The sequence below is a fragment of the Pseudomonas sp. B414 genome (genome assembly GCF_055408445.1).
In genome coordinates, this window is the sequence record NZ_JBUZTQ010000006.1 from 110,443 (window position 1) to 124,114 (window position 13,672).

A 13,672-nucleotide genomic window follows, 5' to 3' on the forward strand; every position below is an offset into this window, starting at 1 on the left:
TGTCAACAGATCGCCGTTTGGCGATTTTTTTCGCCTGGAGAAAATATATGGCAGGTCAAGAAGTCCAGGGGATGCTGATCCGACTAGAAGCCACTACGGCGCAGCTCCGCCAAGAAATGGCGAGGGCTGACTCGTCTGTCGCGCAGGTCTCTGGGCGTATTGATCGTCAGTTGTCACAGGTTGACTCTGCTTTCGACCGAGTTGGCCTCAGTGCTCAGCGTATGGGCGGGATTCTAAAGGGCGCTCTTGCCATCGGTGTTGGTGGCGCCGGTATTGGTGCACTGATTAGCCAGGCCGAGGCATACACGCAAATTGCCAACCGGCTGAAACTGGTGACATCGAGCAGCGCTGAATTCACGGTTGCCCAAAATGCCGTTTTCAGCATTGCGCAAAAGTCGGGCCAGCCCCTGACTGCAACTGCTGAGCTGTACCAGCGCATCGCCCAGAATCAGGATGCGCTGAAGCTGAGCGGCAAGGGTGTGGCCGGTATCGTCGAAACCATCAGCAAGACGATGGTGATCAGTGGCGCTTCAGCTGCATCGTCTGAGGCCGCCCTGGTTCAGCTGGGACAGGCGTTCGCCTCTGGAACCCTGCGTGGCGAAGAACTGAACTCCGTCATGGAGCAAGCTCCGGCGCTCAGCCAGGCCATTGCCAAGGGAATGGGTGTGTCCGTGGGCGCACTCCGCGCTCTGGGTGCAGAGGGCAAGTTGACAGCTGAATCCGTCGTGCAGGCGTTGCAAGCGCAGCAGGGCGCGGTGGATGCGCTGTTCGGCAAGATGCAAGACACCATTGGGACCGGACTGACGCGCGTTCAATCATCGTTTACCAAGATGATCGGGGAGGGCGACAAGGTCGGCGGGATGAGCTCCAGGATCTCGGCGGCGCTTACATCTGCCTCCCGGGCGATGGATGCGGTTACGGCGGATGGTGAAGGCTTCACTGAAACCATCAAAAACGTGGGCAATGCCCTCGAAAACGTTGCGTATGTGGGGGTCGCGGCACTAACGCTTGGCGCGGGGAAACTGGTTGCCTCGTTCGCGCAGTCCACTGCCGCCTCGGTCAAGCAGGCGGGCGCTCTTGTGCTTACCACAAAAGCAAGCCTTGAGGCTGTCACTGCCGATGCGGCATTGGCCCGGCAGTCGCTGGTAACTGCGCAGACTCGACAGGCTGAAGCTGCCGCAATGGTGGAGCGCGCCGCAGTCGAGCTTTCGAGTGCAGAGGCCAAGGTTGCGTCTGATCGCCTGCGCCAGACATCTGAAATAGGGAATATCAAGGCCGTTCAAAGCACTCTGGTCGCCGAGCGAGTTCTCGAGGAGCAAAGGTTACGCGCTCAAATAACGGATCAAGGCAGAGCTATGTCGGTGGCGCGGATCGCTGCGCTACGTCTTGATGAAGTTGCTATTACCAAGCAGCTGCAGGTCGCTGAAACCTCCCTTGCTGCGACAACGGTTGCAACATCTGCCGAAATCACAGCAGCCCTAGCTTCGCGAACGGCGGCGCGCGGTGCTCTTGCTGAAACAACGCTTACAACCAATGCCGCCTCGGCTGCATCGGATCGGGCTTCTGCCGCCGCATCAGCCACTGCCAAGGCGACAACGGTGCTCACAGCATCCGGCGGCGGATTGTTGGCGCTCTTGAGCGGTCCTGTCGGCCTTATCGCTATGACCGGGCTTGTTGCCGCTTCTTTCATCGACTTCGGTAGCAGCGCCAAAACCGCCACGTCCGCGCTGATTGATCAGAATCTGACGGTTGATGATTCGATTGCCAAGTTCAAAGAACTCGGAGCGGCACAGCGAACCCTTCAGGTATCGACTTGGAGTGAGAAGCAAGCGGATGCCCTGGACGAGGTCGGTGACGCGCTTAACGAGTACGCGATGCGCGGCAGCCAGGCTTTCCAGCAGCTAGGCATGGCGGGTATCGAAGGCGGCGAAAAATTCAACCAGCTGATGGAGGAGGTTCGCACTGGCTCGCGGTCGCTTAATAGCGTCACTGAATGGGTAAAAGAGAACAAAGCGATTCTGCCTGCTTACACCACCATGCTCGAGCAAACAGCAGCGGCGTATGAGATCAACGGACTCAGAGCCGACAAATACGGGAAATTGCTCGGCCAGGTTCGAGACACGACTGTCTCCGTGACTTCCAGCACCGAAAAACTGAAAGTCGCTCAAAAAGATTCAAGCCAGACTGACGCAAGCAAGGCCGCATGGGACAAATACGTCGAGCAGTTGACCAAAACCCGTGACCTTCTCGGGGCGAATGCTGCTGCTGAGGCTGCTTATACGGCCGCCAAAATGGGTGCAACACCGGCCCAGGCTGCGCAAGCGAAGCTCATCGCTGACCAAACTGACACCCTGAAAAAGTACCAGGACGCGATTAAGGAAGGTGACAAGGTCCAGCAAGCCAGCCTCAAATTGCAGCTCGTGGCGCTCTACACTGCTGAGGATGCAACCACTCAAGCAGCGGCGGCACAGAAAAAGACCCTTGATGACACCGCAAAGGCGGCAGAGGAGAGCGCTACCCGCCAAGTTAATGCCATGCAGCGCATCATCGATCAGACGATGCGCGTGGCAACGGGGCAGAACATGCTCCTCGTTACACCGCCAAAGCAGAACCTAACCGGTTACGGCCTTCTCACCAATGGTGGCACTGCGCCCTCCGTTCCGGCTACGCCAAAAGCCACTCCACTTGATCGCGCAACAGCCGCCATCGCCCAACTTGACGCGACCACTGAAGCGAACAAGCGCGTGGACAAGGCGGCTAATGCTGCCGCGACCGCCATTAAAAATCAGGAAAAAGCCCTTACCGACCTGCTGGCCAAGTCTGGTATCTCGACCACTGCCGCCAATCAAATGGCTGACGCTTACCTGGCTGGCGCGGATAACGTTCGCGCAATCACCATCCAGCAGCAGATCGAAGAGGAATTGCTCAAAACGGGCGCGGGTGCTCGCGACAAAGTGACCGCCGCCGTCAATGCTCTGCAGGACGCCGAAGATCGCCGGGACGTAAACAAAAAAATCGCTGAGATGAAGGTTGAGATCGACAACACTTTGAAACAGGCCACGGCCACGATTCAGGGTACTGCCGCGCTCGAGGCATTCAATATCGAGAAGGCCGTGCAGGCCGAACTGATCGGCAAGAACATCGCCATCGGTAGCGAGGAATACAAGCAGCTGCTGGCCACCACCAAGGCTCAATTGGATGCGAACAAGGCACTGGAAAGCGCGGGCCGCATCGAAGGCATCATTGATCGTCTCAACCCGGAGATCAAACTGCTCAAGGATTATGAGCAGGCGCAGCAAGACATTTATGCGGCGATGGAGTTGGCGCCTGGCAAAACCGCGCTCTACCAAGACGCCCTGGTCAAGCTCGGCAACGAGTACGATGTCAACCGCAGCAAGGCCACGATCTGGGGGCAGATGACCGAGGGCGCAATCGATCGTATCGACGAGGCCTTTGCCAGTGCTTGGGGCAACATCGGCAGCGGTGCGGAAAGCCTGTGGGATAACTTGAAGAAGGGTTTCAAGCAGACCTTGGGCGAGATTGCTCACATGCTTACCACCAAGCCGTTATTGGCCTCGATCAGCAACTGGCTGACTGGTTCCGACAACGGCCAGGGCTTGTCTTCGGTATGGGGCAAGCTTCTTGGTAGCGCAACGGGTCAGGGCGGATCCGCGGGCGATGCTAACGGCTGGGGCGGCATGGTCAGCCTGGGTAAAAACCTGTACTCGGCGTGGAGCAATCTGACCGGTGTGGGTTCGTCGATTGCGTCGGGCTATGCCTCCGGTGGTATTGGTGGCGCCATTCAAGGTGGTGCTGGCTACTACGGCAACATGCTCAGCGGCATCGCTGGGAAGCTCACGACAGGATTCAACACCCTGGCGTCTGTCTTCACTGGGGCTACTGCGGCGAGCACCGCGGCCACGGTTGCCTCCCAGGGATTGACGGCCTCGGCGCTGTCGGGGGCCGTGTCTCAGGGTGCTGCGTCTCTGGGTGCCCAGTTCGGCACCGGCGTGGCGACGACCACTGCGGCAACATATGCGGCTGCCGAGGTTGGGGCGGCAGCCACAGCAGCGTCCATAGGAGGCCAGATCAGCGCGGCTATGAGTAGTGCGGCCGCAGCCTGGCCGCTGGCTGTGGCTATGGGGATGTACCAGTCGGGCAAGCTGTACGATGCCGGCGTGAGGTACAAAACCAGTGAAGTGACCAACCTGGACATCGTGAAATACGATCCTCTTGCCAAGTCCTCGCTCGCAGGGCTCGGACTGACAGACAAGATCGCGTCCAAGGTGATCGGTGGAAAGCTGGCGGCTATCTTCTCCGGCTCAACATTCGCTTCGGCTGCACTTGGAATGCTCAACTCCAAGCTCTTCGGCGGTTCGTGGCAGACCAAGGACGTGGGCTTTTCGCTGGGCGTCGAGGGCGGCGAGTTTGAGGGTCGTCAATTCGAGTACCAGAAGAAAAAAGGCGGGCTGTTTGGCAAGAACAAGAAGCGCACTCGCTACTCGGCGCTTGATCCGGAAACCCAGGCCGCCCTTGATGCGACCTATGACGCCACCGAGGGCTCGGTCCTCGATCTGTTCGACCGTCTCAATGTCGAGCTGAATGATGGCGTGCTCGATGGCTTGAATATCGGCGCGCAGAAGATCAGCACGAAGGACAAAACGGCTGAGGAGATCCAGGCCGAAATCGCCAAGTGGTTCGGTGGCGTGGCCGACTCGATGGTTTCTGCTGTCGATGCTGCTACAGCAGCTGGCCTTGGCGGTTACAACTTCGAGACGCTGACCACCTTCGTCAACAACCTCTACAGCGTCAACGACTCGTTCGAGATGCTGGGTCTGAAGCTGTACGACGTGTCGGTCAGCACGGGATTCATGGCGGAGCAATTGATTTCCATGGCGGGCGGGCTGGAAGCCCTGAAAGCCGGAGAAAGTTCCTTTTTCGAGAATTTCTACACGGACACGGAAAAGGCCGACTACGCGCTGTCGACGGTGAACAAGCAGTTCGAAGCGATGGGCGTGAAGCTGCCGGGTACACGTGATGCGTATCGGGACATGGTCGAAGCGCTGGATCGGACAACCGAGTCGGGTCGGCAGATGTACGTCACGCTGACAGGAATGTCGGGCAGTGCGGCGCAGGCTTTTGACATTCTTGAGTCGCGGACGAACGCGCTCAACGAGTCGATGATGGGAGCGGTCACCAACGCCCAAAGCGCGGTGCAGCGGGCAATTTCTGCCCAGCAGAAGAAGGCGACCGAGGCGTACAACGCCACCAACACCTCGCTCAATGACATGATCAGCACCGTGACGGAAAACGTCAGCGGCCTGAATTCTGTCAGCAGCAGTTTGAGCACGGCCCTCAAGGCGTTGCGCGGCGATTCGGATGACGCCGTGAAGATGCTGCGCGCCCAGGCGCAAGCGACACTGCAAAGCGCTTTGGTCACCGCTCGCTCCGGCAAGTCGTTGTCTGGCTTCACCGGCCTGGAGGATGCGCTCGACACGGTCAGCAACAACAACACTGACCTGTACGGCTCCATGGAGGACTTCGCACGGGACCAGGGTCGTACTGCCAACGTAGTGGCCGAGCTGAATGCCATAAACGGCAAGCAGCTTACTAGTGCCGAGGCTTCGCTGGCTGGCCTGAAAACCCAGATCGACCTGGCCAAGGCGGCGTATGACGCTCAGATGGCTCAGTTCGATTCGCAGTTGGAGTTCGCCCAGGCGCAGATGGATGCGCTCAACGGCGTCGACAACTCGGTCATGGGTGTTACGGCGGCCATCAATGCGATGAACCTCGCGGTCGTGGCTGCGTTGGCGGGCATCACCGGTAAAGCCTCCGATGGAACATCAACCAACAACGGCACGCTGATCGATTCGGTGTACCAGTCGCTGCTGGGGCGGGAGGCCGATGCAGCTGGCAAGGATTACTGGCAGGGGCAGCTTGCAAGCGGCGCAATCACCTATGACCAGTTGGCCCAGGCCATTGCTAACGCGGCCAAGGAAAAGGGCCAGGCAATCAAGGTGCCCGGCTATGCCAGCGGAGGCGACTTCGGCGGTGGTTTGCGCCTGGTGGGCGAGAACGGTCCGGAGCTGGAGGTCACCGGCCCGAGCCGGATTTTCAATGCCAACCAGACGGCGTCAATGCTGAGGGGTGGCGGAGATAACGCTGCGCTCTTGTCCGAACTCAAGCAGATGCGTGAGGAAAACAAATCGCAGCGGTTCCAGATCGCCAAGACCAATCAGCAAGTCGCCTCGCTGCTTCAGAAGTGGGATACCGAAGGTGCGCCAAAAGAAAGGGATTACGCCCTATGAGACTCATCAAGCCGGTTGAAATAACACCGGCCAAGTTGGTCAGCAGCAACGTGCCTGAAACGGACTTCGCGGCATGGGTTTCGACCACTGCCTACGACATCGATGCCAAGGTGATTTGGAATCACCACATTTACCAAGCGCTGGCCGCCGTCCCGGCGGGAGTTAAGCCGGGCGAAGAGGTGATCGACAAAGATCATCCTGCCAAGTGGCTAGATCTGGGCTCTACCAACCGCTGGCGGATGTTCGACAACAAGGTGGAGTCGCTGACTACCAACCCCGGCACGATTGAAGTCACGATCAAGCCAGGTGCAGTGGTCAAATCCCTGGCCTTGTTCAACCTCAAGGGCAAGTCGGTCACCGTCACGATGGTCGATGCACTGGAAGGGGAGGTATACCGCAAAGAGATCAGCCTGGTCGATGCGGGAGTGACTAACTGGTACGACTGGTTTTTTGAACCGATCGGCATTCGCACTGACGTTGTCGTGCTGGATATGCCGGCTTACGGCTCGGCCGATATCGTGCTGACCATTGATGCTGGAGCCGAGGTGGCAGCGGTTGGGCATTTAGTGATCGGGGCGGTGAAGCAGATTGGCACTGCGCTGTATGGCAGTTCGGTCGGCATCAACGACTACAGCCGCAAATCCACGGACGACTTCGGCAACACCGTTGTCATTCAGCGCTCTTTCTCCAATCGCGCGGATTTTGATATCGCGCTGGACACCTCCGAGGTCACTCGAGTTCGGCGGCTGTTGGCTGATCTGCGGGCAACACCCGTAGTGTGGATCGGCGAAGAATCGTATGAGGCCACCATCCTTTTTGGTTTCTATAAAGACTTTCAGATCGTGTTCTCGGGCCCGACTGTTTCCGACTGTTCCATCACTGTTGAAGGGGTTATCTGATGGCCGTACCTGTTATTTCGAACCTGCCGCCGGCGCCAAGCCGCAGCGATGGCCCGGCAGACTTCACTCCGAAAGCGGACGCAATGATCGGTGCGCTGCAGCCGATGGTTGTGCAGATCAACATCGCCACCCAATGGATGGCCGGGCAGTTGACCGAGACGCAAGCCCAAGCTGCTGCCGCTGCTGCTTCTGCATTGGCCGCCGCCAATTCCGCCACCGCCGCGAACGCCTCGAAGAATGCCGCTGCCCAGTCGGCCATCGATGCTACCAACAATGGCGCGGCGCAGGTGGTGCTTGCGGCTAATCAGGTAACGCTGGCAGTTAACGCTAAGAACTCGGCGGAAGTAGCAGCCGCAGCCGCGCAATCCGCAGCAGGTCTGCCCTCGCTGGCTGGCAATGCCTACAAGGTGCTCCGGGTAAATACTGGGGCCACGGGGGTAGAATGGGGGCTTGGGCTCCCTCCGGTTGCGGGCGTGACAGTCGGCAAATCCTTAGTTGTTGGTGCCGGCAATACAGTTGGCTGGGTCGAGCAGGACAAGATCGGGGATATCCTGATAAGTGCACGCAACCCCGGTTCGCTATGGCTACCGGCTGACGGTTCTATTCGGGCGCAATCTTCTTACCCTGTGCTGTTTGCAACGCTTGGGATACTCGGTAGTGCAGTCGGCCAAGCATGGTCTTCGGTTTCAACAGGGACCTCCATATCAAGCGTTAAAATTGCATCCAATGAGGCAGGCATCGTAATTGCTCTAAACAACGACGGGTCTGTTTCCCGCAGCACTGACTACGGCGCTACTTTTACACTGCAACCGACAACCCGTGGCTATACGCAATCGATTGCCACTGATGGTTCTGGAACTTGGGTAATAACAACATCCGCTATCGCTGGTACTGCGTATCGCAGTACTGACGAAGGTTTAACTTGGGGCTCTATCACGCTGCCGACAACTACGGCCTCCGGATGGTCGAAAGCCGTGTATGCAGGTAGCAACGTTTGGTTAGCCATCGCTTCGAACACTGCCAACGTCAATATTGCCCGAAGCACTAATGGCGGGGCCACGTGGTCAAACTCTGCACACGGATTGGGGAGTGTCACGCTGGCGGAAATCGGTGCAGATAAAAATACAGGTGTATGCTTATTTTCTTCTGGCACCAAAGTTCGACGCAGCACTGACTATGGTGCTACTTGGGCCACAGTTCTAACATCGGCCACCGTTGTAGGCGCTATGGCTAACGACGGCGCAGGTACATGGTTAATCTCAGGTGGTAACGGGGTAACTAATACTTACTTGAGTAAAAACAACGGTGTTGGTTTCGACCTAACGCCTATGCCAGCGAACGTTAACGTTAGCTCCATGGTCTACGCCAATCAAACTTTCTTCCTCCAGATTGCGAGCGTGTTTCCCTACACATACGTGGACTCCCTATTCAGCCAAATAGGTACTGCGCCGTCCGGAATTACAAACACGGCGCACGCCGGCAAGGGAATTCTCGTAGGGATCGGATCAACGGCTGGAAATGTTAGCCGGTCACTGCCGTATTCCTATGATCCCGTTACCCAGTTCCAACTGCCGCGTCAGCCGGTTGCTCTTGGTTTAACTGCCTACATTAAAGCCCTGGAGGCCGCATGATTCTTTATTTGTGGGACCAACAAGGAATTTTCTTTGAACAGGTGGATGTAGACGAAACCGGTCCTTTGCCCGAGTGCAGCACGCCGACCAAGCCGCCGAAACTCACAGGCACCCAGGTGGCGCGCTGGACCGGTAGCGGTTGGGAGAAGCTGGCGGCTGCACCGGAGGCCGAGCCGGCCCCGGCGCCCGACTGGCCAGCGCTGATTGCCGCTCGCCGCTGGCTGGCCGAGACCTCCGGCACCACCGTCGAAGGCATGCCCATCGACACTGGTCGGGACAGCCAAGGTCTTATCACCGGCGCCGCTCTGGCCGCTATGTTGGACCCGGCCTATTCGGTCCGCTGGAAAACAGTGGCCGGCTTCGTCGATCTGACGGCTCAGCAGATAATCGGCGTGGCCTCGGCGGTGCGCACCTTTGTGCAGGCCAGCTTTGATCGGGAGGCTGTGCTTCTCGGCGCAGTGGCCGACGGCTCGATCACCGCTGAGATGCTGGAAGAAGGGTGGCCAATGCATCCAGAATAGCGAACTCTGAGTCAGCTATAAGCTAAGTATTCGATTCCCGCCTGTATTTGACCACTCACGGCGATATGGTTTTCGGACGACTCCGAAAAACTGGCCAGCGCTCCGCTTTTACTAATCAGGCCCTTGTCGAGTTGATCCACCCAATAATTTAATCCTGCTTGATCCGGAGTGCGGCCTAAGACGTGCTGATACAGACTGGTAGCGATTTGCAGATTGGTCGGGCTGGCTCCATATAGGCTCAGAAACTCCGTGCTGGAGATAAAGCTGTTAGCAACATCTTGAAGGTGAGCACCGTTATCCAGTTCTTTTATCCAATAACCCAGGCCGCTCCTATCAGGAGTCCGATCAAAAGCCGCTTTGTAAAGTCGATATGCTTGGCCGGCGTTTCCTTCGATGTCAAATGCAAGCGACACGTCGGTAAAGTTGATACGTTCGACGCTGTCTAGCGCAACGACGGATGAGTTCCCATCTGCGTTTGAAAATGTGAGTTGCTTATGGTCAGCTTGGAGTGCTGCGCTTTTTGAAGATACATTAATTTGTAGGGCGTCCGTGCCCATTCCGCCAGAGACGTTTACCGGATTTGTCACACCCTTGGTGTCAAGAACAAAGAGGTCGTTAAAGTAACTGCCAACAGCAGATTGCGATGTCACATTAATGACGTTGAGATCAATTTTATTGTTTGAGGCGCCGTATAGGAATCGAAGCGCGAGGAGGTCGAGGTCGCCAAGATGCTCTGTGTTTCCACCGTTGTAGGCCATGATCGTGTGATTGGCAGTAGAAAGCTCCGCGGGCAGATACGGGCCGGTGTCGAACTCGCTGTATTGGCCGGGATGCTTGAGCCCAAGAGCGTGCCCTGTCTCATGGAGCGCTATTTGACGGCCCTCGCCACGGATAAGGTTTTGGAACTGAGTAAACGTGGAATTCAACCAAACCACAGAGCCGCCGGCATCAGTTTTTGACTCTGCTTTGCTCACTATCGAACTGGGAATCCCCTCCCTGCCGCTATACATGCCGTATTGAAGGACGCCGCCTTGATCAACTTCACGGAAGTTAACCCCGATTTGTGACGAGATCTCATCCAGCATTGAGCGGATCGCGCTGCGCTGATCCTGGCTGAATGTTTGGAAGCCATAGATTTGGTAACTAACCGAGGGGCTTGAGAGGAAGCTGTAAGTAATTTCTGCCCCAGTGCCTGGCCTGTGCTGCAGCGCCAAGCTTGCTTGAACCGACTCTAGTAGAGCGTCAATTCGAATATCCCCAGTAGCCATTTGTTGCTCCTTGCTTGCATAGGCGGGCATATCTTCTGGCGCCCGAAAACTGGCGTTATATCACTTTGATATCAGTCTGGATACTTGTCAGTACATTTGGAGGACATGCCTTGAGCCGCTTCATCACCACGCTGAAAACCGACCAGACCGACCGCCGCACCTATAAGCTGCTCGATGACCTAGGGAAACTCCGAACAAGTCTCCAAGTATGCTGAAATACAGCCTCACCACCTGCCCCGAGTGCGTCATGAGCCAGATGAGCTTTTCCGATTTCGAATACGCGGGCAAGCGCAAGCAAACACGCCGCGAACGGTTCCTCGCCGAGATGGATCAGGTCGTGCCCTGGAGCGGTTTACTGGCGTTGATCGAGCCGTATTATCCGAAGGCTGGTGGTGGCCGAAAACCGTATCCGCTGGAAACCATGCTGCGCATTCACTTGCTGCAAAACTGGTTCTCGCTGAGCGATCCTGCCATGGAAGAAGCGCTGTATGAAATCACGCCCATGCGCCAGTTTGCGCACTTGACCCTGAGCGCGCCGATCCCTGAAGACACCACGATCATGAACTTCCGACACCTGCTGGAGAATCATAAGTTGGCGCCGGCGATCCTGGCGGTCATCAACGGTTATTTGCAGGAGAAAGGCCTCTCGCTGCGCCAGGGCACCATCGTCGATGCGACGATTATCCACGCGCCCAGTTCGACTAAAAACGAGGACGGTAAACGCGATCCAGAGATGCATCAGACGAAGAAAGGTAATCAATATTTCTTCGGAATGAAGGCCCATATTGGTGCCGACGTTGAGTCGGGGCTGGTTCACCACGTTCACGGCACCGCGGCGAATGTAGCCGATGTCACTCAGGTTGCCGAACTGCTGCACGGCGAGGAAAACGCGGTCTACGCTGATGCTGGTTACACCGGTGTCGAGAAGCGCGAAGAGCATGAAAACCGTGAAGTGGTTTGGCAAATCGCCGCGCGACGCAGCACCTATTCCAAGCTGAACAAGCGCAGCGTGCTGTACAAAGCCAAGCGCAAAATCGAGTACCTCAAGGCCCAGACACGTGCCAAGGTCGAACACCCATTTCGGGTGATCAAACGTCAGTTCGGTTATGTGAAAGTGCGCTTTCGCGGCCTGATGAAAAACACCGCTCAATTGACCACGCTGTTTGCCTTGTCCAATTTATGGATGGCTCGAAAAAAGCTGATGGGTATGGGCTAATTACGCACGTAACACGGAGAAATGGGCTGACAAGCTCGCCAAGGCGGCGCGTACGGGATATTTCGCGGTCAATAGCGCCAAATTCAGCGGGATTTTCAACTTACTGCGCGGTTGCGGCAAGTTGATCGGAGCTTCCCTAGTGCTGGCCGACGATGATCAATGCACGATCATCGTACCGGCCGGCTTCGTCACTGACTTCGCCAGCATCCAGGTGCTGCACAACGCCTTTCTGTTCGTGCTGTTTGCCCTGGTGTCGGGCTACGGCAACTACGCCGCGACCGTGCATGACTTCCTTTACTCAGAAGGCCAGGTCAGTCGCAAGGAGGCGGATGCTGTGCTGTACCGGGCGCTGCGTGCGGAGGGAGTCGCTCGCTGGAGAGCTTATTTGTTCTGGCTGGGTGTCAGGATAGGCGGCGCCAAGCACTTCACCAAGACCCCGACGCGTTCGGGGTTTTCTTCGTCTGGGGATTGAAAAGCAAAACCCCGAAGATTCGCGGGCTTCGGGGTTTCTATTCCCTTCTATGGACGTGTGGGCAAGGAGGGCGTGCCGGGATCATAACAGTGCCGGCGCTGTGAAGCACCCAACCCATCGACCACAAGTTTCAGCTATCCAGCCCGCCAAGTGCGGGTATTTTTGTCGCTTGGAGAAAGTCATGCCCATTACCGAGCAGCAGCTGCTGCAGATTCTCCCGAACGCCGGCCGCCAAGCCGGCGTTTTTGTTCCTGTGCTGAACACGGCCATGAACCGCTACGGCATCGTGGGTACCGCGCGCGCTGCTGCATTCATTGCCCAGGTCGGCCATGAGTCTGGCCAGCTGACGCGCCTGGTGGAAAACCTGAACTACAGCGCTGAGGGCCTGATGAAGACTTGGCCAAGCCGGTTCGACCTGGTTCGAGCAACGGCAGCAGCCCGCAAGCCCGAGCAGATCGCCAACATCGTGTATGCCGGTCGCATGGGCAACACCGAGCCGGGTGATGGCTGGAAATATCGCGGTCGTGGTTTGTTCCAGGTGACCGGACGGGCCAACTACGCAGCGTGTGGGGAAGCCCTGGGCCTTGACCTGATCAATCAACCCACGCTGTTGGAGCAGCCGCAGTACGCCGCGATGTCGGCGGCCTGGTTCTGGTCTACGAAAGGCCTGAACACGCTGGCGGACAAGGGCGATTTCGTGAAGATCACTCGGCGCATCAATGGCGGGCTCAACGGCCAGGCCGACCGCCAGGCTTTGTACGACAAGGCGCTGAAGGTGCTGGCATGACGGCGATCTGGCTAAAGATCCTTCCTTATATAGTCGCGCTGCTGCTGGTGGCTGGAGCCCTGTTCGGCGCCTATCACCACGGCCTGTCGGTGAAGGATGCCGAATGGCAGTCACAGTGGAATGCGCGCGACACCAGGGACGCCCAGGCCAAAGCCGAAAATGAGGCAGCCGCCCGGACGCGCGAACAGGCCTATCAACAGTCAATCAACAAGGCGGTACAAGATGGTCAACGCACGATCGATCAGGCTACGGCTGATGCTTCCGCTGCTCGCGCTTCTGCTGACGGCCTGCGCGGGGCGGCCGACGCCCTTGCCGCTCGACTCGCAGCCAGTCAAGCCGGTGGCCATTCCTGTACTGCCGCCGCAAGCCAGGCAGCTACCCGCGCCGTCATGGTGCTTGCCGACGTGTTCAAGCGCGTTGACCAAAGAGCGGGAGACTTGGCGGCAGATGCTGATCAAAGCCGGGGAAGGGGAGTGACTTGCGAGACGGCCTACATTGCACTCGGGGAGATTTAGCATGCCCCCAGGATCAAGGATTGATCACCCTTGCGGGTGCTGGCATGATTCTGGT

At 57.6% G+C, this 13,672-nt stretch carries 9 protein-coding genes; 8 read left to right on the top strand and 1 reads right to left on the bottom strand.

Translation table 11 applies throughout. The features are described 5' to 3' along the window. The first annotated feature begins 47 nt into the window (after positions 1-47). From ACZRMH_RS07650 to ACZRMH_RS07665, 4 genes are read left to right on the top strand one after another with little or no spacing between them, the layout of a single operon-like run. Positions 48-6,308: a tape measure protein gene (locus ACZRMH_RS07650; RefSeq protein ID WP_464012881.1), complete on the top strand. Its 6,261-nt coding sequence runs from the start codon at positions 48-50 to the stop codon at positions 6,306-6,308. Continuing rightward, positions 6,305-7,207, top strand: coding sequence for a hypothetical protein (locus tag ACZRMH_RS07655; RefSeq protein WP_464012882.1), 903 nt, complete (start codon positions 6,305-6,307; stop codon positions 7,205-7,207). The genes ACZRMH_RS07650 and ACZRMH_RS07655 overlap by 4 nt, the downstream gene beginning before the upstream one ends. Next, positions 7,207-8,838 (top strand): WD40/YVTN/BNR-like repeat-containing protein, encoded by a 1,632-nt coding sequence (locus tag ACZRMH_RS07660; protein ID WP_464012883.1) that lies wholly within the window; start codon positions 7,207-7,209, stop codon positions 8,836-8,838. The genes ACZRMH_RS07655 and ACZRMH_RS07660 overlap by 1 nt, the downstream gene beginning before the upstream one ends. Next, positions 8,835-9,359, top strand: coding sequence for a DUF4376 domain-containing protein (locus ACZRMH_RS07665; RefSeq protein ID WP_464012884.1), 525 nt, complete (start codon positions 8,835-8,837; stop codon positions 9,357-9,359). Before ACZRMH_RS07660 ends, ACZRMH_RS07665 begins: the two co-directional genes overlap by 4 nt. 11 nt (positions 9,360-9,370) lie before the next feature. Here the strand turns inward: ACZRMH_RS07665 and ACZRMH_RS07670 are convergent, their stop codons facing one another. Beyond that, complete coding sequence (locus tag ACZRMH_RS07670; protein WP_464012885.1) at positions 9,371-10,627, bottom strand: DUF4214 domain-containing protein; 1,257 nt, start codon at positions 10,625-10,627, stop codon at positions 9,371-9,373. A 247-nt stretch (positions 10,628-10,874) separates the two neighbouring features. On the opposite strand from ACZRMH_RS07670, the gene ACZRMH_RS07675 reads away from it, so the two are divergent. From ACZRMH_RS07675 to ACZRMH_RS07690, 4 genes are all read left to right on the top strand, one after another. Then, a complete protein-coding gene (locus ACZRMH_RS07675; protein WP_133144691.1) occupies positions 10,875-11,843 on the top strand; it encodes an IS5 family transposase in 969 nt (322 codons plus the stop codon). Positions 11,844-11,982: 139 nt separating this feature from the next. Beyond that, on the top strand, positions 11,983-12,315 hold the full coding sequence (locus tag ACZRMH_RS07680; protein ID WP_464012886.1) for a DUF1353 domain-containing protein: 333 nt from the start codon (positions 11,983-11,985) through the stop codon (positions 12,313-12,315). Positions 12,316-12,496: 181 nt separating this feature from the next. Then, positions 12,497-13,102: a glycoside hydrolase family 19 protein gene (locus ACZRMH_RS07685; RefSeq protein WP_464012887.1), complete on the top strand. Its 606-nt coding sequence runs from the start codon at positions 12,497-12,499 to the stop codon at positions 13,100-13,102. Then, positions 13,099-13,617 (top strand): DUF2514 family protein, encoded by a 519-nt coding sequence (locus ACZRMH_RS07690; protein ID WP_464012888.1) that lies wholly within the window; start codon positions 13,099-13,101, stop codon positions 13,615-13,617. Before ACZRMH_RS07685 ends, ACZRMH_RS07690 begins: the two co-directional genes overlap by 4 nt. The last annotated feature ends 55 nt before the right edge of the window (positions 13,618-13,672 follow it).